This is a genomic window from Burkholderia sp. TSV86 (genome assembly GCF_001522865.1).
Classification (GTDB): domain Bacteria; phylum Pseudomonadota; class Gammaproteobacteria; order Burkholderiales; family Burkholderiaceae; genus Burkholderia.
The window spans coordinates 15,078-37,134 of record NZ_LOWB01000035.1 but is presented as its reverse complement, the minus strand read 5'-3'; the positions used below and the strand labels follow the sequence as shown (position 1 = coordinate 37,134).

Below are 22,057 nucleotides of genomic sequence, written 5' to 3'. Positions count from 1 at the left end.
GAAAACTTGCTTGGCTTCTTGTTCATGGCTCCATTCTCTCAAGAGTTGGAGCCTCCACAAAACTCGGGGCGGTTCACCCATCCCCGGCGCTTGAGCGCCGGGCGCGCCAGCGTCATCGAACTCGCTTCAAAAAAACCACATTGGGCTGCGCGCCCGGAATCTGTCCGCCCGGCCAATAACCGCACTTCGATGGATCGGCGGCATACCCGATCGGCTGCCAATCAGATGGCCACGAAAAACTCCAGCACGCGGAAATGGTCGAGCCTATGGGCATATCGCGGAAATACGTCATTTCCTCCCAATTGGGGCTCGGCAACCCTCCCGGCGCAGTACATGCCGGGTTGTTGCGTTGATTGGTTTCGATCCAACCCGACGCGATCTGAGTAGGAAAACCGGCAACGACGCCGGTGCGGTAATTATAAAAACAGGCCGATACGGTCGGCGCGCCGTTCTGCCCGATTCCCGGCGTCAAACCAACCGCCGCCGGATCGGGAATGCCGGGCGTGGATTGGGCATACGACGGCCCCGCCTGAATACACAACGCGGCGAGCGCGACGGACAATTCGCGGAGTACATGACGGCAAAGTTTCATAATCAGTCCCCTATATTAATTAATTCGAATCAAGCGCCCCCCTATTTCTTCACCAGGGGGAAATCATTGTACTAATGCATTTTTCCGAATCGAATCAATTTCTTAGGCCGAAACAATCGCCTCAACAATCCTGCATCCGTGATGCGAATTGAAGTATTCGCTTAATTCGACGATACACGCCGGCAATTATTAGATCGATACGGGCAAATATTGAATCAACCACATCCGATTACGGCGATCGATTCAGCTGGGCATATAGAGAATTTTCAAAACGAACCTACACACTTTCGCAGCTTGGATATGCTCATGAAAAATCTATTGTGAATGAGATGAATATAATCATTTTCTCAAAATTCTTACAATAAATTCCTAGTCGACAGATTTTATGGCGCAAGGATGAACTTTCCATCGATACGACTGCAACGGCGGCATCGGTCGGATTGGGTGATGTCAATTAGAAGCGCTAACGCAAGCTGCCCAGGAAGTTAAGGCTAGCGCTGGCTCTATCGAGTTGCCGAAATTCAAGATGAGCAACCTGTTATACGGCGCACGTGCTCATCCGGATCGAGCACGTCCTGTATGCGCCTAAAGGCGCGGCTATTCGTATCGTCGTATACCGCGATTCGGCAACCGGCTCCGTTTAGTGAAAGCGCCGAGGCCACAATTAGATTGGCGTTCATATCGGCATGGTCTTAGTTAGGCGGGGTACGAAGCGTTTCGCCTCCGCAATGACTTGCAGTCGCGTGATTTCTCGATCGACAAGATCGAGCGAAATGCCTAGTCCTATTTCGTATGTAATCGCTCGCAGGTTTTGACAGTGATCAATCGCAGCCGCAAGGATCGGAATGACTTGCTCCACAATCGGCTCCACGTGGGTATCTCGATAGCGCCATATGTGCTCTGGGTGAACACTCCCTCCGGCAATGTGAATCTCTATCACGCGATCAAGCGGCAGCGCACGCAAAACTTCAAGTGGATCTTTGTTGCAATAGATCGCGTAAGAGAAGACATGGCTGACGTCAAGTACCATCCCGCAGTCTGTCTCAGCAAGCAGTTCGCCGAAGAAATGCTCGAGTGTCATGTCGCCAGCGAGAAAACTGAACGACGGCAATTCAACCAAAAAGGGCACCGGGGCTTCGCATTTGAGACGGCGAAGACCATTGATGGTCTGGTCCAAGACCTCACGGCAAAGCACCGGTGGCGCGAAGTACGGTATGTTGTACGGGCCAATATGCCAGATACCGATGTCTTCCAGACACCAGACCGCGTCAAGCGCGCTACTAATTTCGCACTGTCTTTTCAGATTGACGAGATTTATGCCGTCTGCCCCGCCAGGCGCGACTCCCGTGAAATGATGTAGAATCGGGAGTGCGGTCATTGCCTTAAAGTCGCGCACGTCGTCATCTGTCACTAAACCAACAATCGACACATGGGACAAACGTGGTGCGAGTGAATGCAACAAATCTCCGAGCGACAGACTGTAGCTTTGTCTGTGCTGATAGTCGAGTCCTAGACCAATTTTCTGCATGTCTAGTCCTTTATGAATTTCACGTTGATCTTTGCGCCGGATTTTCGGATCACGCAGGTAACCGGCTGCTTTGTCGGTTGAAAGTCAGACTTGGAGTCGAAAATCTGCTTGAAGGGCAAAGAGAACGGTGCGAGAAAGGTTTCCGTAGTAACATCGCCGCGTTGCTGCATATCGTGTTCGTCCCAAGGTGAAGCGACTGCAGTCTTAATGGATAGTCCCGAACACACGCCCTCAATGCAGGCCAGCAACTTATGTACTGGTGTGGCCGATGTGTGCTCAACAAAGTACAGGCAGAAGTCTTCGATGAGCGTGCGGCCGCGATGCATCCAAAATAGATCTGATTCCGCGTAAGCCTTCACGTGAGGCAAAAGCGACGCTTTGTCCAGGACCTTTTTGAGAAGACGCATATCGTCGTGCAGTACGGTCCGCAGATTTCGGATGCGGGCCGCATGTTCGACAATCAAACGCTCCGCAGAAGATTGTGCGATAAAGAACGCATCCTCTTCAGAGGAGACCGTTGCTGGAGCGCCGGTATACATCGCTCGAAGATAGACCTGTTGTAGTTTCCTTGCGTCCATGTGTCAGCCACCCGCGATCGCGACATCGAAGGACACCCGGTCTCCGTCATTGAGCGGACCTTCGATTGCAAAAACCTGCTCACCATTCAGAAAGATGGCCACGAAGGCTTTCGGCACGATGCCGGTACTGCGCTCGCGAAACAAAGCGTCGAATACAGCTGGGTTCGATTTTCTAATTTTGACAAAAAGATCGTTGGCATTCTCGGCTTCGATTTCAAGATTTCGCTCTCTGAAAATCGAAGTGGGGAGGGAAACGTTGATTAGCGGCATTTATAGATAAATCTCAAAATGTTGAGTGAGACGTCCGGATGCAGCATCATTTCCAAAAATGCCCGTGGACGCATGAAAGCAGCGAGCCATCAAGACGATCAAACGATTGAAACGCATTGGAAGTTCTCCTATTTGCGTCCAATTTGACCAGTCGAGGCAGTAGTTTTTCACCAATGGGGCGAAAGCCGGATCTTTAATACCGACGCCGAATTTCTCGCTCAACGTATTGAACCATTTTAGATTCATCGACGTCTGTCCACTTAGCTTACACTGATACAGACCGACGCCCCCCACGCAGTCGGCGTCGTGTGCTAGATAAACGATGGCCGAGTAACGTTGCGTATCCTGGTGAACGGCGTCGGGACGCGTTTTCTCGTGCTGCTTCATTGCGAGTCGGAACTTACCTTGCGCAAAGTTTTTCCCGGGAATCGGCGTTTCGACGGAACCCACTCCCAGTTCTCCGATAATTCTTTGGCGAACGCTCTCCCAGTCCATTGCGTTTGAATAGGCTTCGCCGCCGGGGTACATTGCGTCGTCTTTGGGACGAAATTCTAGGCTTAATGCCAAGTCGCGAACTGCCATCGGCTCGTCGTAAAAATCATCGAGAATCAGAACTGAACGTTGGGGCACAGCGCCTCCGCTTCGGTATGTTAGACCTTCGGTATTACTGTCTCGTTGCCGGATCGGCACGTGCAATTCGCCCGCGCTCGAAGTTTACGTTTGCTGAATGCGTCATCGAGCGCGTGATAAATCAGCGAAAAACCGGGCTCGACGTCCAGATCCAAAACGAGCTTGATCGCCGTGGCAGCCTGCAACGTACCAATAACGCCTGGCACCACACCGATCACCCCCGCCTCCGAGCATGTTGGTGCGATTTCCGAGGGCGGTGACTCGGGATAAATGCAGCGATAGCAGGGGCCGTGACCGTGATTGAGTAGGGCGACCTGACCTTCGAATTGAAAAACAGCGCCATGTATCACCGGCAAATTCAACGTGATGGCAGTATCGTTAACCAAATATCGGGCAGTAAAATTGTCTGTGCAGTCGATGAGAATGTCGAAATCCCGGCAAATAGACAGGGCATTCGCGGCGTCAAATTTGTCGGCAAACGTGCTCACGCGCACATCTGAGTTCATCGCCAGCAGTCGATCTCGAGCGGCCGACACCTTTGGCTTGCCAATATCCTGAACACCGTAGATCACCTGCCGTTGCAGATTACTCAGGTCGACACTGTCATGGTCCACGATTCCGATCGTCCCTACGCCTGCCGCCGCGAGGTATTGCAGGCATGGCGCACCCAGCCCACCAGCTCCGATCACGAGGATCCTAGCGCGTTTGAGCTTTGCCTGACCATCAATGCCGACCTGCGGCAAAATGATTTGGCGACCATACCGATTGCGCTCGCCACTGCTTAGCGAAGCACCTTTGACGACCGGTAGGCCCTCTGCTTTCCAGGCGGCTAGACCACCCGCGAGTGACATGACGTTTGTATATCCTAGAGCGCGCAGGGAGGCCCCAGCGACCACCGAACGAACACCGCTCGCGCAATAGACGACCACCGGTAAGCCGAGATCGGGTACCTGCTCGGTAACCCTCATTTCCAAAAAGCTCCGCCCGCACGCCTGAGCGCCGGGGATTATTCCCTGATCAACCTCGCTCTCCTCACGAACATCAAAAAATGGAACATATGTGGCTAGGAGCTCCTGCGCATATTCAGTCGATATTTCGCGAACTGAGCTCCTCGCTTTTTCAAGAAAATCACCGAATATCGCAGAATTCATCTTTATATATTTGCAATGGTTGAATTCAAAGGCGAACTGGTAATTTGTCGTGCTCGCCTTGCGGAATTTATAAAATCAAAGAACATAAAATGGATGAAAATGCAGCCATTCCCGGGATATGGCTGCATTCACCCTAAAAAACGAGGGTGCTTACTCCTGCCATTCCTTGTTCGACAGAATCTGGCTGAGCGAGAACGTCACTTCTTCTTCCGAAATTTGCTCGGCTTCAAGCAGTTTTGCATCTTCTTCAACGATTTTGACTTGCTCGTTCATGATTCCTCCAAAAAAATGCCACTAAAGAAGCAACATTGCTCTTCAATTGGCTGTATCAGCTTATGAGGGACGAAACAATGTTTATAATAAGAGTCGCTAACACCACATGGACGCCCGATCTCCAAGGCCATATGCTTGCGGAATGGCAAGACACAAAATCAGCAACGAGTTATCGGCGGCACTGGAACCGTTGATTCCAGTTTTCACGCCCTCGCCCAAGGGCGGTCGGCGTCGTACGGTAGACGACCGGGCGGCATTGAACGGAATTCTGTACGTTCTCCAGACCGGCATTCCCTGGGAAGACCTGCCGCAGGCACTGGGCTTCGGCAGCGGCATGACCTGCTGGCGAAAACTGAGGGATTGGCAAGCGGCAGGCGTGTGGGGCAAGCTGCATCTGGCGATGTTGCGCCGGTTGCGTGAGCATGACCAGATTGATTGGGAACGGGCGAGCATCGATGGCGCCAGCGTTTCCAGCCCCCGGGGGGCCCGGAAACCGCCCCCAACCCGACGGACCGGGGCAAGCTCGGATCGAAACGACACCTCATTGTAGATGCGCGCGGCGTGCCTCTGGCCATCACGGTCACGGGTGCCAACCGGCATGATTCGGTCGCCTTCGAGCAGACGATTGATGCTATCCCGCCGGTGCCGGGCCTGACAGTTCAACCGCGCAAACGCCCCGGCAAACTGCACGCGGACAAGGGCTACGACTTTGCTCGCTGTCGGCAGTATCTGAGGCAACGCGGCATCACGGCACGTATTTCGCGTCGCGGGGTGGAAAGCAAGGAGCGGCTCGGACGGCATCGTTGGGTTGTCGAACGCACCCATGCTTGGTTTGCCGGTTTCGGCAAGCTGCGCATTCGCTTCGAACGCCGGCTCGACATTCATCTCGCGTTGCTCTCCCTGGCCGCTGCCGTTATCTGCTCGCGATTCGTGGATGACTTGTGTTAGCGACTCTTAATATATAGGGGGCTTGTCATGAAGAATCTGATTTTTTTACTGTGCCTTACAGCAATGGGCACCGCTCGCGCCGAATGTCTGGTGAACGAAGCAGGATATACGGTAGTCGCCGGAGCTTATATTTGTGGCACTGGATGCACATATCCAGGAAGAACCGCATATATCAGTCAAAATGGAAATGCCCTGACCTTAACCAACGACTCCGGCATAGTTTCGTCCGCCACCATCAGTCTCAATTCCATCATCATGAATGGAGTAGTGGTTGCAACGGTTAACAACCGTTGTTCACAAATAACCTTCACCAATAATGCCATTATGATCAAATACTAATTACGCACGCGTCATGGCCGTTCCAATCCATTGAATGTCGAGCGGTGCCGAATCATCTGTCTCCATCGAAACCGCTCGCATTTCCCCTCTGGTTCATCTATCCGCGTTCCTTTCGAAAGAAAATCACACCGCGTCATTTCTCCACGAACGCCCGCTCGATCACATAATCGCCCGGCGCATGGCTAGTCCCTTCCACGAATCTGCGTCGATCCAACAGCTCGACGAGATCGGTGATCATGCCCGGACTTCCGCAAATCATCACGCGGTCATGGCGCGGATTCAGCGGCGGCAGGCCAATCTCATCGAACAGCTTGCCCGATTCGATCAGATCGGTCAGCCGCCCCTGGCGCGTGAAAGCTTCTCTCGTGACAGTCGGATAGTAGAGCAGCTTGTCGCGCACGAGTTGTCCGAAGTATTCATGCTCGGGCAATTCGGCGGTGATGTGATCGAAGTAGCCCAGTTCGCTCGTCCAGCGCACGCCATGCGTCAAAATGATTTTGTCGAAGGCTTCGTAGAAATCCGGATCGCGAATCACGCTCATGAACGGCGCCAGGCCAGTTCCGGTCGAAAGCAAATAAAGGCGCTTGCCCGGCTTGAGGTTGTCGATGATCAGCGATCCTGTCGACTTGCGCCCGACAAGCAACGAGTCCCCGGTTCGCAGATGCTGCAACCGGGACGTCAATGGGCCGTCGGGCACCTTGATACTGTAGAACTCCAGATGATCCTCATACGGCGCACTAACCACGCTATAGGCGCGCATCAAGGGTTTCCCGTCGACTTCAAGGCCGATCATCACGAATTGTCCCGTCTTGAATCGAAATCCAGGATGGCGAGTGGTCTTGAAGCTGAATAACGTGTCATTCCAATGATGAACGGACAGTACGGTTTCTAAAGCGTGCGCGGACATGCGTTTCCTATCCTCCAGTGGCGTTCATGAAGCGGACGATTTGCGGCGGCGCATTCAGATCGAAGTGATGACGCTCGGGCTTGATCCGCATCGCGGCGACGATCGCGTCATGCAGCCGTTCGACATCGCCCGGATGCTCGCGCAGCACGCCGCGCAGATCGACGCTGTGCTCATTGCCGAGACACAGCAGAAGACGGCCGTTTGCCGTGACACGCACCCGGTTGCAATCGCCGCAGAAATTCCGGCTATGCGGGGATATCACCCCAACGCGAATGGGGCTGTCCGCCATGAAAAAATAGCGCGCCGGGCCACCGGATGAGACGGCAAGGGGAAACAGCGGATATTCGCGGCGAATCTGCGCGAGCACCTCATCGCTGGACATGAACGTGAGCGCCCGGTCATGCTCATCGATCGCTCCCAACGGCATTTCCTCGATGAAAGTCAGATCCACGTGCATCGCTCGGGCAAAGCGCAGCAGATCCAGCACTTCGTCATCGTTGCGACCGCGAAGCATCACGCTATTGAGCTTGACGCGCCGAAAGCCCGCCGCTTTGACTGCGTCGATGCCGGCCAGCACATCGTCGAGGCGGCCAGTACGCGTCAGCGCGCCGAAGCGATCCGGCCGCAGGGAGTCCAAACTGATGTTGATGCGATCCAGGCCGGCCGCCTTCAATGGCACGGCGAATCGAACGAGACGGGCGCCGTTGGTCGTCAAGGCAAGCTCGCCGAGATCAGGCAGCTTCGCCAGACGCGCAACCCATTGCGTCAATCCAGAGCGAACCAAAGGCTCGCCTCCGGTGATTCGGATCTTACGCACGCCAAGCGCGACGAATGCCTCGGCGACGGCCGCCAGTTCGTCGAGCGTCAGCAGTTCGCGATTCGGCGCGAACCGCATGTTTTCCGGCATGCAATACACGCAACGGAAATCGCAGCGATCCGTCACGGACAAGCGGACATAAGTGATTTGCCGACCAAAGCGATCGATCAGCACGCGTCCCAATGTCAATCTCCGTTACGTTATCCGATGAATTCGGATGGTGAATGATTCCGCACCGGCCGAAACGCACGCATCGCTCCGCACAACGGCCTCGCGAGCGTCACGCACCGTTTCGATCCAGTTGCGCGAGCTTGCCTTGCACGCCAGCCCAGTCCGCATGATCGACGAAAGCCGGCTTTTTTGCGGTGATTTGCGTCCAGCGGGGATGCTTCGCCAATTCAACGTTAAGGGTGACGAAATATTTTTGCTCGTCCGGCACATCGTCTTCGGAACGTATCGCATCGACCGGACACTCCGGTTCGCAAAGCGCGCAATCGATGACCAGAAAATTCGGTCCTTCGCGAAAACAATCGACTGGACAAACATCGACACAGTCCGTGTGCTTACAGCGAATGCATTGTTCCAGCACGACAAAAGCCATTGCGCAATCTCCTGAAAGCGAAATCACCCCGATCAATCCGAGTAATGGCGGCGCACCGGTAAGCATGCCCAACCGTTTGCGGCGGCATCCTTCGCAAGGCCCGCGCATAACCAGCCGGCCGCTCACGCGGCCGTCCTCGCAAGCGCCGCCCGACACAGCTCGCCGCATTACGCTTGTGTCAGCGCCTCGGCCCGCGTCTGCGTCTCGACAATGCCCTTGCTCAGCCGGACCGGCACGTACTTGTGATACGGCGTGCGCGACAACGGATCGCAATGCGCGCCCGACGTCAGGCGGTTCAGCTCAGGGCCGATCGGCCCGGCGCACCGCCGCGTAATGCCGCTGCGCATAAGCGATCGCGAGCGGCAACAGCGGCGCCACGCCGGCGGCCTGGTTCGGCAGCGCACGGCCGAGCGTCCGGTAGACGACCGACGCGGCATGCCGCCGCCAACCTTTGTTCAATGCGAGCGCGGCGCCGAGCGCGCCCATGTACGCAAGATGCCGGGACGCTCGCGGCTCGAGCCGCGCAATACGCGCGAGCAGCGGAAAGCGGCGCGGAATCTCGCCCATGCGCTCGAGCAGGCGCGTGTAGATTTCCGGCTCCGGCAGCGCTTTGCCGAGCGGCGCGACGAGCGGATGCCGCAGGTGAAACGCATTTTCCGGAAACTCGAGGTTGAAACCCGTTGCCTCCCATTTTTCGAATTGCGACGCAGCGGGCAGCACATAATGCGCAAGACGCGCGGTCTCCGTCATCGCGACGTCGACCACGACGAGCAATTCGAGCTTCGCGAACGCCCGCTCGTATGCGCCGGAATCCGCATAAGTGACAAGCGGATTCGCGCTATCGACGAACACGGCCCGCACGCGGTGATCGCCCGCCGATTCGATCTCGTCGGGCAGGATATTCGGCGGATAAATACCGGCGATCGGGTGCATCCGGTGATGAGCGGTGCGCTTGAGCGGCTTGGTGTCCGAATAAACGGCCGTTGAGCCAGAAATCGCCGGTTTTCTCCTGCGCAAGCGAGTTGTACGCATAGCGGCTGCGCATGGCCGCCAGCAATTGCCGGCTATATGCGCCGCCGACATGATTGCCCTGCCCGCCGCCGCCGACCAGCGCGAACGCATCCCCGCCGTGCCGCGCGCGCAGCGCAAGCAGACGGCGCGCGATATCGTCGATCGCTTCGTCCCACGTAACGCGCACGAAGCTGCCATCCGGCTCGCGCCGCAACGGGTGCGTCAGGCGGTCGTCGTGATCCTGGTAGTAGGCAAGCCGCGCGGCCTTCTGGCACAGATAGCCCTTCGAGACCGGATGCTCGTCGTCACCGCGAATCTTGCCGAGCTTGCCGCCTTCGACGTCGACGACAAGGCCGCAATTGCGTGAACAAAGAATGCAAGCGGTTTTTTCGACTGTCATCACACACTCCGTCTGCCTGCCGCATGCGGCGATTGGGGGACATTCGAACGCATAAAATAGCGATCGTTATGATAACGGACGCTATTCTATACTTCGGATGAAGTCAATCGAATTGCGTCTCTAACCAACGGGAAACGGCCCATGCGCTACTCACCGAAACACAAGGAAGAGAGCCGGATGCGCCTCATCGAGGCAGGCGCGGCGCTCGCTAAACAAAACGGCTTTGCGAACACCGGCATGGACAAGCTCACTGCGGCAGCCGGCGTGACGACGGGCGCGTTCTACACGCAATTCCGCTCGAAGCCGGAGTTCCTGCACGCGATCATCGAGCACGAAATGTCGAAAGTGCTTTCGGCGTTCGAAGGCCGCCCCAAGGCCGAACTGCTTGCCGCGCTACGCAACTACCTGAGCAAGACAAACGTCAACCATCCCGAGCTGGGCTGCCCGGTTCCGTCGCTGGGCGCGGAAGTGGCAAGGGCGGATATCGCGACTCGTAAAACGTTTGAAAAGCTGATCCTGCGCTATCAAGCCGCCATCGCCAACGAAGTGCACGACGACGCCACCGCTTGGACGATCGGATGCGCGGCTGTCGGCGCGGTGCTGATTGCGCGGGCAATGGCCACGCCCGAGCATCGCAATGAAGTGCTGCGCTCGGTATTCGACTTTGTCGCGCGGACGTTTGACAATGGCGATACGCCCCAGTAACGCTTCGGATAGCTGAGCAACAAAGCGCTGAAGAGATCAACCCTCGCCGTGGCTGCCGAAGCTACGCTGCGTTCGGCAACTCGCGGAGGCGATCCGCACGCAAGGCCGTGCCGCAATTTCGTCCCGCCCGGTGCGGCCGTGCGTGACGGCCGCCTCACTGATCGATGCCGGCAAGCCCCGCCGTGACGCTCGTCAGCGTACCGCACGCGGCGGGATCATAGCCGTCGAGGCGCGCGACCTGTTCGTGGTAGCGCACATCGCGCAGCAACTCCATGACGCGTGCGAGCGGCCGTTCGTCGAGCCGCGCCCGCTCGCATGCGAAGTAGTAGTCCTCATCGACAACCGGAATGAAATCGAGCCCGAAATGACGGGCGGCCGGCTCGACCCCGAAGCCCAGGTCGGCCATTGCGCTCGCGACGAACGCCGCGATCGCGGAATGAGTCAGTTCGGCCGATGCATAGCCGTTGATCCGCCCGGGATCGATACCGAGCGCGCGAAGCGCGAGATCCAGCAGCATGCGCGTGCCCGAGCCCGGCTGACGGTTGACAAAGCGGATGTCGTCACGCGCGAGATCCGCCAAGCCGCGAACCCGCTTGGGATTGCTGCACGGCACGAACAGCCCCTGTTTGCGTCTCGTCAGATGAATCAGCACGTGGCGCGCATCGTCGAGCCATGGGCGGTAGATCTGCGCGCACGGCTCGCGAAACGCGCCGAGCGGCAAATGAAATCCCGCCAGATCGCACTCGCCGCGCGCGAGCGCCTTTACGGCCTCGACGCTCTCGCGATATTTGATATCGATCGCCGCCTGAGCGTCGACGAGCGATGTCACCAGCGCGGCCACCGCGTAGCCGTGTGAAGCGTGCAGACGCAAGGTGCCGTCACGCTGCGCGAGCCGGCGGTTCAGCTCGCTCGCGACCTCGGCCGCGAGCATGCGCAAATTGCCGTCGAGCCGGTTGCGCGCGAGGTGTTGCGCGTCCACCACTGCGCGCCCCAATTCGGACAGCGTCGAGCCCTTGCCGCGCGCGGTTTCGATCAGCGCGCCCCCCACGCAAGCTTCCAGCGCGCGCAGCAGCCCCCATGCATGCCGGTACGACAGGCCCTTCGTTTGCGCTGCCTGCGCGATGCTGCCCGTCGCGGCGACGAGTTCGAGCAACGGCGCCACGTCCGACAAGCTCGCCGTGCGTCCCGCGTTGTCGCGCACAGTCAAATAGGCGTCGCATTCGACTTGAATCAATTATGCACCCCGATTTCCTATTGCGACCATCAAGGCTTCCGCTTATCGTTGGCTAAAATCCATCAAAACAAAGTCGCGATGCACCATATATGAATTCGTAGTGCATATGAGACTTTGGAGGAGCATAACAGATGTCCCCAATTTCCCCCGCGCCCGATGCGCTCGTCGAGCGCCATGCGCGCGCCGGCCGCTCGCTCGTCGCGATCCTGCATGCGATCCAGGACGATGCGGGCTACGTGCCGCCCGGCTGCGTCGCGCCGCTCGCGAAAGCGTTGAATTTGTCACGCGCGGAAGTGCACGGCGTGCTGACCTATTACCATCACTTTCGCACGACGCCGCCCGCGCGCGTGACAATCCAGATATGCCGCGCCGAAGCATGCCGCAGCATGGGCAGCGAAACGCTCGCCGAGCATGCGCAAACGCGCACGCACTGCCGCTTCGACGCCACGCGCGACGGCACCGCGCATCCGCACGCGCATGACGCCGGCGTGCCGGCTGCCGTCGCGCTCGAATCGGTTTACTGCCTCGGACTATGCGCGCAATCGCCGTCGATGACGATCAACGGTGTGCTGCACGCAAAGGTCACGCCGGAAAAATTCGACGCGTTGCTCGCGAACGCCGTATCCCCAACCCTGGGGGCAGCATGACGACACGCATCTACGTGCCGCGCGACTCGTCCGCGCTCGCACTCGGCGCCGACGCACTCGCCGCGGCCATCGCCGAGCAGGCCGAGCGGCGCGGCGTGACGATCGAGCTGATCCGCAACGGTTCGCGCGGTCTGCTGTGGCTTGAGCCGCTCGTCGAGATCGGCACGGCCGCCGGCCGCATCGGCTATGCGAACCTGTCGGCTGCCGACGTGCCGGCGCTGTTCGACGCTGGCTGGCTGAAAGGCGGCGCGCATCCAAGCTGCGTCGGCCTCGTCGACGCGCTGCCGTATCTCGCGCGCCAGCAGCGCTTGACGTTCGCGCGCATCGGCCTGACCGACCCGTTGTCGATTGACGATTACTTGCGGCACGACGGCCTTGCCGGCCTGAAGAACGCGCTCGCCATGAAAGGCGACGCCGCATGCGAAACGCTGATCGAATCGGGCTTGCGCGGCCGCGGCGGCGCGGCATTCCCGGCCGGCATCAAATGGCGCACCGTCCGGCACGCGAACGTGCCGCAAAAATATATCGTCTGCAATGCCGACGAAGGCGATTCGGGTACGTTTTCCGATCGCTTGATCATGGAAAGCGATCCGTACTGCCTGATCGAAGGAATGATCATCGCGGGCGTCGCAACCGGAGCAACGATCGGCCATATCTACGTGCGCAGCGAATATCCGCATGCGATCGCCACGCTCGAAGCGGCCATCACACGCGCGCGCGAGGCCGGCTGGCTGGGCGAACGCGTGCTCGGTTCCGCGCACGCGTTCGAGCTGCATGTCGCGAAAGGCGCGGGCTCGTATGTCTGCGGCGAGGAAACGGCGCTGCTCGAATCGCTCGAAGGCAAACGCGGCGTCGTGCGCGCGAAGCCTCCGCTGCCCGCGCTCGCCGGCCTGTTCGGTCAACCCACGGTCATCAACAACGTGATCACGCTCGCAACCGCGCCCGTGATCTTCGCGCGCGGCGCCGCGTTCTATCGCGATTACGGGATGGGCCGCTCGCGCGGCACGCTGCCGTTCCAACTCGCGGGCAACATCAAGCAAGGCGGCTTGGTCGAGCTTGCGTTCGGCGCGACGCTGCGTGAGCTGCTGTTCGATTTCGGCGGCGGCACCGCGAGCGGGCGGCCCGCGCGCGCCGCGCAAGTCGGCGGCCCGCTCGGCACGTATCTGCCGGAGCATCAATGGGACGTGCCGTTGGACTACGAAGCCTACGCGGCGATCGGCGCGGTCGTCGGTCACGGAGGCATCGTACTGCACGACGACACATCGAATCTGGCGCAGCTCGCCGAGTACGCGATGCAATTCTGCGCGGTCGAATCGTGCGGCAAGTGCACGCCCTGCCGGATCGGCTCGACGCGCGGCGTCGAAACAATCGCGCGCATTCGCCAGGGCGACACGTCGGAGCGGCAAATCACGCTGCTGCGCGAGCTGTGCGACACGATGCTCGCCGGCTCGCTATGCGCGATGGGCGGGATGACGCCGTATCCGGTGCTCTCCGCGCTCGAGCACTTTCCCGAGGATTTCGGGCTCGCCGCCGGCAAGAACGCCGCGTCGAACCCGGTCAAGACCGCGGCCTGATCCGCAAGGAGCCCCCATGTCCGCCGACACGCTCAACGGCCGCGAAAGCGGCTGCGGCTCGAGCCACTGCACATGCAAACACACCGCGCAGGCACGCGCGCGGGAGCCATTCGACGATACCGATTACGGCACGCCGCACCGCCACGCCGACGCCAACGTCACGCTCGAGATCGACGGCCGGCCCGTCACGGTGCCGGCCGGCACGTCGGTCATGCGCGCCGCGGTCGAGGCGGGCATCAACGTGCCGAAGCTGTGCGCGACCGATTCACTCGAACCGTTCGGCTCGTGCCGCCTGTGTCTCGTCGAAATCGAAGGCCGGCGCGGCTATCCGGCCTCATGCACGACACCGGCCGAAGCCGGCATGAAAGTGCGTACCCAATCGGACCGCTTGCAGACGCTGCGCCGCAACGTGATGGAGCTGTATATCTCCGATCATCCGCTCGACTGCCTGACCTGCCCCGCCAACGGCGACTGCGAATTGCAGGACATGGCGGGCATCGTCGGCCTGCGCGAAGTGCGCTACGGCAACGGCTGCGCCAATCATCTGCACGAGCCGAAAGACGAATCCAACCCATATTTCACGTACGACCCGTCGAAATGCATCGTCTGCAGTCGGTGCGTGCGTGCGTGTGAGCAAACGCAGGGCACGTTCGCGCTGACGATCGCCGCGCGCGGCTTCGAATCGCGCGTCGCAGCCAGCGAAAGCGAATCGTTCATGGCCTCCGAATGCGTGTCGTGCGGTGCATGCGTCGCCGCATGCCCGACCGCGACGCTGCAGGAAAAATCGGTCATGCAGTTCGGCCAACCCGAGCATGCGATCGTCACGACGTGCGCATACTGCGGCGTTGGCTGCTCGCTGAAGGCCGAGATGAAAGGCTCGCAGGTCGTGCGCATGACGCCGCACCGCAACGGCCGCGCCAACGAAGGCCACGCCTGCGTGAAGGGCCGCTTCGCGTGGGGCTACGCGACACACAAGGACCGCATCACGAAGCCGATGATCCGCGAGAAGATCAGCGATCCGTGGCGCGAAGTGAGTTGGGACGAAGCGCTCGCCCATGCGGCCACGCGGCTGCGCAGCCTGCAGGCGAAATACGGCCGCGATTCGATCGGCGGCATCACGTCGTCGCGTTGCACGAACGAGGAAACCTACCTGGTGCAAAAGCTGGTGCGCGCCGCGTTCGGCAACAATAACGTCGACACCTGCGCGCGCGTCTGCCATTCACCAACCGGCTACGGCCTCAAAACGACGCTCGGCGAATCGGCGGGCACGCAAACCTTCGCATCGATCGGCAACGCAGACGTGATCGTCGTGATCGGCGCGAACCCCACCGACGGCCATCCGGTTTTCGGCTCGCGCCTGAAGCGCCGCGTGCGCGAAGGCGCAAAGCTGATCGTCATCGATCCGCGCCGCATCGATCTCGTCGATGGCCCGCACGTGAAAGCCGATCATCATCTGCAACTGCGCCCCGGCACCAACGTCGCCATCATCAATGCGCTTGCCCACGTGATCGTCACCGAAGGGCTCGTCGACGACGCCTTCGTCGCCGAGCGCTGCGAAGCCCGTGCATACGAGCAGTGGCGCGAGTTCGCGGCGCGCGCCGAGAATTCGCCCGAGGCAAGCGCCGGCGTGACCGGCGTGCCGGCCGAACAGGTGCGCGCCGCCGCCCGCCTGTATGCGACCGGCGGGCGCCCCGCCGGCATGGGCCGGGGACGCTCCGCGATCTATTACGGACTCGGTGTGACCGAGCATGCGCAGGGCTCGACAATGGTGATGGGCATCGCGAATCTCGCGATGGCCACCGGCAACATCGGCCGCGAAGGCGTTGGCGTCAATCCGCTGCGCGGTCAGAACAACGTGCAAGGCTCATGCGACATGGGTTCGTTCCCGCACGAGCTTCCCGGCTATCGGCACATCGGCGACGCGAACGTGCGCGCACAGTTCGAAGCAGCGTGGGGCGCGACGTTGCAGCCGGAACCGGGCCTGCGCATTCCGAACATGTTCGATGCGGCGCTGGACGGCAGTTTCAAGGGCCTCTATTGCCAAGGCGAGGATATCGTTCAATCGGACCCGAATACGCAGCATGTCGCGGCCGCACTGACGTCGATGGAATGCATCGTCGTGCAGGATATCTTTTTGAACGAGACGGCAAAGTATGCGCATGTGTTCCTGCCCGGCTCGTCGTTTCTCGAAAAGGACGGCACCTTCACCAACGCCGAGCGCCGCATCTCGCGCGTGCGCAAGGTCATGCCGCCGCTTGCCGGCTATGCGGACTGGGAAGTGACGCTGATGCTGTCCCGCGCGCTCGGCTACACGATGGATTATGTACATCCGTCGGAAATCATGGACGAAATCGCGCGGCTTACACCCACCTTCGCGGGCGTGTCGTATGACAAGCTCGATACGCTCGGCAGTATTCAATGGCCATGCAACGAACACGCGCCCAACGGCACGCCGACGATGCATGTCGACACTTTCGTGCGCGGCAAGGGGCGCTTCGTGATCACGCAGTTCATCCCGTCCGCAGAAAAAATCACGCCGCGTTATCCGCTGATTTTGACGACGGGCCGCATCCTGTCACAGTACAACGTCGGCGCGCAAACGCGGCGCACCGACAACGTGCAATGGCATCATGAGGACCGGCTCGAGATTCATCCGCACGATGCGCGGGAACGCGGCATACGAAGCGGCGACTGGGTCGGCATCGAATCGCGCGCCGGCCAGACGGTGCTGCGCGCGCTCGTGACCGAGCGAATGCAACCGGGCGTCGTGTATACGACGTTCCACTTCCCCGAATCAGGCGCGAATGTCATCACGACCGATAGCTCCGATTGGGCAACGAATTGCCCCGAATACAAGGTGACAGCCGTACAGGTGCTGCCGGTAGCGCAACGCTCCGATTGGCAAGCCGCATACGCGCGCTTCACCGCCGAACAGCTCGACCTGCTCGAACGCCGCGAAGCGGCGGGCGTGTCGACGGGTAAGTGAGAACGCAATGAATTCCGCACACCTGATCGACATGGCCAACCAGATCGGCGCATTCTTCGCATCGATGCCCGATCGCGACGAGGCGCTGGCCGGCATTGCCGACCATATCCGGCGCTTCTGGGAGCCTCGGATGCGGCGCGCGCTGCTTGCCGCGCTCGACGATCCAGGCAGCGAGGCGGCGCAGCGTGCCGCGCCGATCGTCCGTGACGCGGTTGCAGCGTATCGCGAGACGCTGTCGCCCGTCATCTCGCCCGCTTGAAACCGCCCCGCTGTTCGGCCTGCCACGCCAGCTATTTCGTCGCGTGATGCGGCATGGGCGTGGCATGCTGATGCACGGCGTTGCATGACGCAGCGCGTACAGCGCGCACGAGCCGCCGCGCTGTTTTGACGTATAAGCGCCTGTTGTAGGATAGATGCGGGACCGGATGCACCGTACCGTATCACTCATCCCTTCCCGGCCACTATCGAAACCCATGGAGAACGTCCGCGATGATTAATCATATCTATGGCGTAGCAGAAGCCTTTCCTCTGTATCTTTGCGACATCCTGATCTGGCTGACTCGAAAGGAATGCCAATCCGACATTGTTTGAGCGACGCCAGGACCGCAGCTACACCCGATGTAGCTGCCGCTTCTTGCGCAGTTCGTCCTTGAACGCCACGATCGTCTCGACCAGCGTGGCGCCATCACAAAATGGAATTTCCTTGCCAAGCGAATAAGATCGGATTCGCTCGGCAGGTGCGCCCATATCGAAGCAAACAATCGGCAAGCCCAAATTCATCACTTCCGATACAACGAACGAAAATGTCTCTGGCCAGATCGAGGTGAACGCAATCATGTTGACCTGATGTTTGTCCACGAGATCCGACAGCTTGTCCCGCTCGTAAGCGCCCGTTACATGAAGAACGCCCGACACTCGAGCCGCGTCAAGCACACCCAAGACAGTGATACGCTCGCCCTTGTTCCTCCGCTCGAGCGCGTCCGCCATTTCCGCGACGATAGTGGCCCCCTTATGTTCGTTAATTCGGCCGACTACGCCGATATTGAGCGGCTTATCAAGGTCAAACGTTATCTGCTTGACCGGAAAATCGGACATGTCATGCGGCCGAACCACCAGGCGACGATGATCCGCAAGTCGCGGATAAGCCTTCAGCAGCAGTTGAAGGCTCGCATTCGAAAAACAGACGATTTCGGCCGTCTGCGTCAGGAAGTCAAACCAGACCTTCCGCCAAAGACCGATATCCCGCTCGGCAAACAGCGACACCAGGCCACTGCTCATCGCCGGCAGGCAATTTGCACAGCGCTGTAGATCAGGGATATTACAAAACTTCCCGTTATTATCGAGCAAAAAATGGGACGGACAAATACTGTGATAATCGTGCAAATAAAACGTTATCGGCACCGCACGACTCAAATTAATCAACATCAATGCATGAAGTAACGATAGCTGACTCGTGAAGGAAACCGAATTATTATAATGAATCCGATTAAGCGGCAAACGCTGCAGTTCAGTGAAAAGGCTCCCGCCATTCACCGCGACTCGAACCAGTTCGCTCTCTACATGCAATTCGATCGCATAACGCAGCGACGGTAGATGAAAGATGAGAAGCAGGACTTGCGCGTTCGACGAAACCAAATCGCGCATCAGTTTCCTGCGAAACTGATTCGCGCCGCCCCCTAAATCATGATCGATAACGAGCACCGTCTCTCTTTGTTTACTCAGCCGACGCAGGATGCCGTCCAGACCGCCCGCGACCCTGGGAGGCCGATTGCGGAGGTATCGCGCTGCAGCCGTTCCTAGATCCATGAAACGGCCCGATGCCGCGAAATGCCACGCGCGCCCCAGCAAATAGCGATACGCCTGAATACGCGTGCGCGTTGCAGCGCTCGAAACGCCTGACGCGGCCGCTTTTTTTTCCACCTCGCGGCCAGATGGAAGCGTGACGCTGCTGCCATCCGCCAACGTAACCCTGAGCGATACGCTCGTCTTTCCTGAAAGCGGTAAATGTCCGAAATAATAAAATCCGCTCGCGCTTGCATGGATGACTTCCGGCATCGCCCTCGCAACGTCTACCCGTTCAGTTCCATATGTGACGGAAAAATGTAATTCCTCCCCGTTCGAGCCATGGCAAACGACATTCAGCCGCTCGATTTCGCTCTTTACATGCAAGGCCCAACCAAATAAGAGAAGCGCGCCATCTTCGTTTACGGCCAGATGATCAATAGACCACCTGAATTCGGTCAAATCGCTTTCCTGACCCAGCGCTGGGGCATTGGATATATTCATATCAGTATTTCTTAACCCATCAACGGCATAACGCGCGTCAATTTCCAGCGAAGGCAGCAATTTCCGCGAACGGCACTGCGCTTGCCGCTATACCCGTTGAATCGTAGTAACCGATCGCACCATCCGCGAACGCGTGAATTACCACCGAGCGGCGCGGCAACGATTGATCAAGACGAATCGACCCCGCATGCAACAGGTTCTCATGCCAAATCAGGACGGTGCCTTTTTTCGGGCGGTAAACGAAGGCGGTATATCGCGCCGATATTTCCTGATATTTCGGCACGATCTTGGCACCGAACTCGCTCCAGTCCGAGCGGACCTTATTGCACCCCGTTCCATTTAAATAAATGCGCGGTTCTCGATGGCTGCCCGGATAAACGACAAGCTCTCCGCTATTTGCGCAGATGTCCTGCAGCGCGATCCAAATGCCGCACATATAGCCAGCGGGAAACGGCGTAAGATGCACTGTGTCCTGATGCGCATCTTGCTGGCTGCCGAATATGTAAGTCAGCGTCTGGCACGGCCGGGCACGAGCACCGAATACCAGATCGGCCAGGCGCAGGTGGCGCCGATCGAGCCACAACTTACGCATGTTCGGATAATGCAGATGAAGATGTTCGATTCGCTGACTTGTCCCAAATTCATAATTTTGGTACTTACGCTCGATCGCATCTTCGATTTCCGCGTTGACGGCAGCGACCAACACGTCGTCGATAACGCCTTCGAGAATCATGAAGCCATCTTTCACGAATTGGCGCAGCGCACCGGCCTCAGTGTCTGAAATCTCGCCCGAGCGCAGCAATGCAGCAATATGTTCATCCGCATCCGGCCGATCGAACCAAGGCATCGCCCCGTTCTCGTCATAGGGGTAGTACGACGAATCACAGTCTCCAGCGAATACTGGAGGCGTGCCTGCCGCGGACAGAAGAGACGAGACCTTCGCCGCCAGTCCATTGCGATGTTCGATCTTAAAAACGGTTTCCGCGCGAATCGTGCTGCCCAGCCATCCGCTCTTTGCCTTTGCTTGCAGCGTGTACGTGCCGTTTTCGAACAGATGTGTGTGAATATGAATATCGATCGGCAAGTCTGCTGCCCGAGCCATGCGCAACTGAATGTCTTGCCGCCCTGCAACCCCGATCAATATTTCCGCATTTGGCTTGAGCCGCCCAGCATCGTGCAAGGTGTACGTCAAAATTCCGGCAGTGCCGTCTTCGGCAAACTTTGCTTGCAGTTTCATTTTGGCCTTTAGTCGTTTTATTTTCCTCGCAACACGCTTTTCTCGCATTGCCCCCGCCCCGCTAAAACGATTTTCAACTCAACCGACGAGTCACCCCTTTTACGCCCTCCTGACGCAAAATTTCCCATGCGCGCTTGGCATAGCGAGTCGCCTGCGACGGACGCGTCATGACGTCAGCAGCCAGATTACGAATCCGGTTCCAATCCAGATTGTCTTCATGAGAGGGCCTGAAGCCCGGCGTTAATTGACGCTTGCGCATATCGAGCCCGGGATCCGCTTGATCTCTCACGGCCAAGTTCGGATATTCGAGCACGCCCTGCTTAGTCAGCCAGCCGAAGTACCCGTCTCCGCTGGCATCGAATGGATCGGCAAATGCTCTTTGCAAATCGACACGCTCTCGATAGATCAAGCGATGAAGCGGATCGATCTTTTCGCCATTCGAATACGCGCCGAACGCCCATTTGTATTGAGCGAGCGGATCCAATGCCAATTGGGCCGTCTCACGCTCGTACCAATCGATCAACATACCGATTTTCGACGCCGGCCGCGCATTGATCGACGCCATTACGCGATGCGCGCCGCTATCGAAACCCGTGAAGTGATAAAAACCGAGTTTCTCGCCATTAACCTGGAAACCCTCTTCAAAGCTTCCCGTCACATCGCGGGTCGTGACATTCCAAGGCGCCACATTATGTCGTGGAGAGCGAATGATGGCGACATCCGAGAAAAAGGCTGGCACGAGGTCGATCCAGCGCTGGTCTGTAAACAGGCCGTTCGGAATATCGGCACGGCAAAAATAGTAAATTCGCTGCTTCCACCAGTTTGCAAACCGCAATCCCTCGTCCGTCGCCGAAACGCCGACGAATCCGAGATTGTAGACACCGTGCTTGAGGCTGCAGATTTCATTGTCGATCACCGCCGACAAGCGGCTTTCCGGCTCCGTCTGATGCGGTGTCAAAATGACATTCGATTCTTCGAGCGCCTCGAGCAAATCATCGACTCTCGAAAATAAAACCATGTCCGGATCGAAGTAGATCACGCGCTCCGTATCCGGGCGCAGCAGCAATTTTTCGAGCACGAACGGCTTGATCGCCGTCGACAGCTCGACGATCGAGTGGCAAAACGTCCACCCTTTCCAGTCAGGAATGCCCAGTTCGCTGATCGGATGAACTTCGTCGAACGGCTCGTCGCTCAGCTCGACATCTTTCGGCAGTATGTCAGACAGCGCGAGATGCAGTTCGATTTCCGGATGAAGCTCGCGCAAGGAATTGAATAACATCCGCACTTTCGGAATGTAGTTAAGCGCTGCGCTGGTAAATACAATGGTCTTCGTTCTCATGTTT

21 protein-coding genes and 1 pseudogene are annotated in these 22,057 nt (G+C 58.5%); 7 read left to right on the top strand and 15 right to left on the bottom strand.

The window, feature by feature from the left end; genetic code table 11:
* Positions 1 to 112: 112 nt before the first annotated feature.
* The 7 genes from WS68_RS06215 to WS68_RS29240 all read right to left on the bottom strand — a co-directional run bounded on the left by WS68_RS06215 (position 113) and on the right by WS68_RS29240 (position 5,022).
* A complete protein-coding gene (locus WS68_RS06215; protein ID WP_059569966.1) occupies positions 113 to 592 on the bottom strand; it encodes a hypothetical protein in 480 nt (159 codons plus the stop codon).
* A gap of 676 nt (positions 593 to 1,268) precedes the next feature.
* On the bottom strand, positions 1,269 to 2,120 hold the full coding sequence (locus tag WS68_RS06210) for a multinuclear nonheme iron-dependent oxidase (RefSeq protein WP_059569965.1): 852 nt from the start codon (positions 2,118 to 2,120) through the stop codon (positions 1,269 to 1,271).
* Between the two features lie 2 nt (positions 2,121 to 2,122).
* Positions 2,123 to 2,698 carry a hypothetical protein gene (locus WS68_RS06205; protein WP_059569964.1) on the bottom strand — a complete coding sequence of 192 codons (576 nt, stop codon included), beginning with the start codon at positions 2,696 to 2,698 and terminating at the stop codon, positions 2,123 to 2,125.
* Between the two features lie 3 nt (positions 2,699 to 2,701).
* Entirely contained in the window at positions 2,702 to 2,968 is a 267-nt protein-coding gene (locus tag WS68_RS06200; protein ID WP_059569963.1) for a MoaD/ThiS family protein, read from the bottom strand.
* Positions 2,969 to 3,598, bottom strand: coding sequence for a DUF6445 family protein (locus WS68_RS06195; protein ID WP_156429365.1), 630 nt, complete (start codon positions 3,596 to 3,598; stop codon positions 2,969 to 2,971).
* A 20-nt stretch (positions 3,599 to 3,618) separates the two neighbouring features.
* Complete coding sequence (locus tag WS68_RS06190; protein WP_059569961.1) at positions 3,619 to 4,749, bottom strand: ThiF family adenylyltransferase; 1,131 nt, start codon at positions 4,747 to 4,749, stop codon at positions 3,619 to 3,621.
* 150 nt (positions 4,750 to 4,899) lie between these two features.
* Positions 4,900 to 5,022, bottom strand: a complete 123-nt coding sequence (locus WS68_RS29240; RefSeq protein ID WP_269434531.1) for a hypothetical protein — start codon at positions 5,020 to 5,022, stop codon at positions 4,900 to 4,902.
* 142 nt (positions 5,023 to 5,164) lie between these two features.
* Here WS68_RS29240 and WS68_RS25755 point away from each other — a divergent pair.
* A protein-coding gene (locus WS68_RS25755) for an IS5 family transposase (protein WP_156429364.1) occupies positions 5,165 to 5,970 on the top strand; the annotation gives its coding sequence in 2 pieces (ribosomal slippage) (positions 5,165 to 5,495 and positions 5,495 to 5,970; 807 coding nt in all).
* Positions 5,971 to 5,997: 27 nt separating this feature from the next.
* Positions 5,998 to 6,309, top strand: a complete 312-nt coding sequence (locus tag WS68_RS27305; protein ID WP_156429363.1) for a hypothetical protein — start codon at positions 5,998 to 6,000, stop codon at positions 6,307 to 6,309.
* A gap of 133 nt (positions 6,310 to 6,442) precedes the next feature.
* On the opposite strand, the gene WS68_RS06180 is transcribed toward WS68_RS27305, so the two are convergent.
* The 4 genes and pseudogenes from WS68_RS06180 to WS68_RS25750 all read right to left on the bottom strand — a co-directional run.
* A complete protein-coding gene (locus WS68_RS06180) occupies positions 6,443 to 7,216 on the bottom strand; it encodes a ferredoxin--NADP reductase (RefSeq protein ID WP_059569959.1) in 774 nt (257 codons plus the stop codon).
* A 7-nt stretch (positions 7,217 to 7,223) separates the two neighbouring features.
* Positions 7,224 to 8,159, bottom strand: coding sequence for a GTP 3',8-cyclase MoaA (gene moaA / locus WS68_RS06175; RefSeq protein ID WP_231752958.1), 936 nt, complete (start codon positions 8,157 to 8,159; stop codon positions 7,224 to 7,226).
* 154 nt (positions 8,160 to 8,313) lie between these two features.
* Positions 8,314 to 8,634 carry a ferredoxin family protein gene (locus WS68_RS06170; RefSeq protein WP_059569957.1) on the bottom strand — a complete coding sequence of 107 codons (321 nt, stop codon included), beginning with the start codon at positions 8,632 to 8,634 and terminating at the stop codon, positions 8,314 to 8,316.
* Positions 8,635 to 8,946: 312 nt separating this feature from the next.
* Positions 8,947 to 10,045 (bottom strand): annotated as a pseudogene (locus WS68_RS25750) (molybdopterin-dependent oxidoreductase); the annotation flags it as partial.
* 141 nt (positions 10,046 to 10,186) lie between these two features.
* On the opposite strand from WS68_RS25750, the gene WS68_RS06150 reads away from it, so the two are divergent.
* Positions 10,187 to 10,750 carry a TetR/AcrR family transcriptional regulator gene (locus WS68_RS06150; protein WP_059569953.1) on the top strand — a complete coding sequence of 188 codons (564 nt, stop codon included), beginning with the start codon at positions 10,187 to 10,189 and terminating at the stop codon, positions 10,748 to 10,750.
* A gap of 154 nt (positions 10,751 to 10,904) precedes the next feature.
* On the opposite strand, the gene WS68_RS06145 is transcribed toward WS68_RS06150, so the two are convergent.
* Positions 10,905 to 11,984: a substrate-binding domain-containing protein gene (locus tag WS68_RS06145; RefSeq protein WP_059569952.1), complete on the bottom strand. Its 1,080-nt coding sequence runs from the start codon at positions 11,982 to 11,984 to the stop codon at positions 10,905 to 10,907.
* 131 nt (positions 11,985 to 12,115) lie between these two features.
* On the opposite strand from WS68_RS06145, the gene WS68_RS06140 reads away from it, so the two are divergent.
* The 4 genes from WS68_RS06140 to WS68_RS06125 are packed head-to-tail and all read left to right on the top strand — an operon-like array spanning position 12,116 to position 17,450.
* Positions 12,116 to 12,631, top strand: coding sequence for an NAD(P)H-dependent oxidoreductase subunit E (locus tag WS68_RS06140; protein WP_059569951.1), 516 nt, complete (start codon positions 12,116 to 12,118; stop codon positions 12,629 to 12,631).
* Positions 12,628 to 14,205, top strand: coding sequence for a formate dehydrogenase beta subunit (locus WS68_RS06135; RefSeq protein WP_059569950.1), 1,578 nt, complete (start codon positions 12,628 to 12,630; stop codon positions 14,203 to 14,205). The genes WS68_RS06140 and WS68_RS06135 overlap by 4 nt, the downstream gene beginning before the upstream one ends.
* A 16-nt stretch (positions 14,206 to 14,221) precedes the next feature.
* On the top strand, positions 14,222 to 17,191 hold the full coding sequence (gene fdhF, locus WS68_RS06130; protein ID WP_059569949.1) for a formate dehydrogenase subunit alpha: 2,970 nt from the start codon (positions 14,222 to 14,224) through the stop codon (positions 17,189 to 17,191).
* 7 nt (positions 17,192 to 17,198) lie between these two features.
* Positions 17,199 to 17,450: a formate dehydrogenase subunit delta gene (locus WS68_RS06125; RefSeq protein WP_059569948.1), complete on the top strand. Its 252-nt coding sequence runs from the start codon at positions 17,199 to 17,201 to the stop codon at positions 17,448 to 17,450.
* 350 nt (positions 17,451 to 17,800) lie between these two features.
* On the opposite strand, the gene WS68_RS06120 is transcribed toward WS68_RS06125, so the two are convergent.
* The 3 genes from WS68_RS06120 to WS68_RS06105 all read right to left on the bottom strand — a co-directional run bounded on the left by WS68_RS06120 (position 17,801) and on the right by WS68_RS06105 (position 22,053).
* Positions 17,801 to 19,477 carry a glycosyltransferase gene (locus WS68_RS06120; RefSeq protein ID WP_082709831.1) on the bottom strand — a complete coding sequence of 559 codons (1,677 nt, stop codon included), beginning with the start codon at positions 19,475 to 19,477 and terminating at the stop codon, positions 17,801 to 17,803.
* Between the two features lie 37 nt (positions 19,478 to 19,514).
* Positions 19,515 to 20,714 (bottom strand): phytanoyl-CoA dioxygenase family protein, encoded by a 1,200-nt coding sequence (locus WS68_RS06115; protein ID WP_197419534.1) that lies wholly within the window; start codon positions 20,712 to 20,714, stop codon positions 19,515 to 19,517.
* A 73-nt stretch (positions 20,715 to 20,787) separates the two neighbouring features.
* Positions 20,788 to 22,053, bottom strand: a complete 1,266-nt coding sequence (locus WS68_RS06105; protein WP_197419533.1) for a glycosyl transferase — start codon at positions 22,051 to 22,053, stop codon at positions 20,788 to 20,790.
* Between the last annotated feature and the right edge of the window lie 4 nt (positions 22,054 to 22,057).

What these genes read in the sequence shown, in the direction of transcription:
- WS68_RS06215 (WP_059569966.1), bottom strand. Translation starts at nt 592, where the DNA reads ATGAAACTTTGCCGTCATGTACTCCGCGAATTGTCCGTCGCGCTCGCC.
- WS68_RS06210 (WP_059569965.1), bottom strand. Translation starts at nt 2,120, where the DNA reads ATGCAGAAAATTGGTCTAGGACTCGACTATCAGCACAGACAAAGCTAC.
- WS68_RS06205 (WP_059569964.1), bottom strand. Translation starts at nt 2,698, where the DNA reads ATGGACGCAAGGAAACTACAACAGGTCTATCTTCGAGCGATGTATACC.
- WS68_RS06200 (WP_059569963.1), bottom strand. Translation starts at nt 2,968, where the DNA reads ATGCCGCTAATCAACGTTTCCCTCCCCACTTCGATTTTCAGAGAGCGA.
- WS68_RS06190 (WP_059569961.1), bottom strand. Translation starts at nt 4,749, where the DNA reads ATGAATTCTGCGATATTCGGTGATTTTCTTGAAAAAGCGAGGAGCTCA.
- WS68_RS29240 (WP_269434531.1), bottom strand. Translation starts at nt 5,022, where the DNA reads ATGAACGAGCAAGTCAAAATCGTTGAAGAAGATGCAAAACTGCTTGAA.
- WS68_RS27305 (WP_156429363.1), top strand. Translation starts at nt 5,998, where the DNA reads ATGAAGAATCTGATTTTTTTACTGTGCCTTACAGCAATGGGCACCGCT.
- WS68_RS06180 (WP_059569959.1), bottom strand. Translation starts at nt 7,216, where the DNA reads ATGTCCGCGCACGCTTTAGAAACCGTACTGTCCGTTCATCATTGGAAT.
- WS68_RS06170 (WP_059569957.1), bottom strand. Translation starts at nt 8,634, where the DNA reads ATGGCTTTTGTCGTGCTGGAACAATGCATTCGCTGTAAGCACACGGAC.
- WS68_RS06150 (WP_059569953.1), top strand. Translation starts at nt 10,187, where the DNA reads ATGCGCTACTCACCGAAACACAAGGAAGAGAGCCGGATGCGCCTCATC.
- WS68_RS06140 (WP_059569951.1), top strand. Translation starts at nt 12,116, where the DNA reads ATGTCCCCAATTTCCCCCGCGCCCGATGCGCTCGTCGAGCGCCATGCG.
- WS68_RS06135 (WP_059569950.1), top strand. Translation starts at nt 12,628, where the DNA reads ATGACGACACGCATCTACGTGCCGCGCGACTCGTCCGCGCTCGCACTC.
- fdhF (WP_059569949.1), top strand. Translation starts at nt 14,222, where the DNA reads ATGTCCGCCGACACGCTCAACGGCCGCGAAAGCGGCTGCGGCTCGAGC.
- WS68_RS06125 (WP_059569948.1), top strand. Translation starts at nt 17,199, where the DNA reads ATGAATTCCGCACACCTGATCGACATGGCCAACCAGATCGGCGCATTC.
- WS68_RS06120 (WP_082709831.1), bottom strand. Translation starts at nt 19,477, where the DNA reads ATGAATATATCCAATGCCCCAGCGCTGGGTCAGGAAAGCGATTTGACC.
- WS68_RS06115 (WP_197419534.1), bottom strand. Translation starts at nt 20,714, where the DNA reads ATGAAACTGCAAGCAAAGTTTGCCGAAGACGGCACTGCCGGAATTTTG.
- WS68_RS06105 (WP_197419533.1), bottom strand. Translation starts at nt 22,053, where the DNA reads ATGAGAACGAAGACCATTGTATTTACCAGCGCAGCGCTTAACTACATT.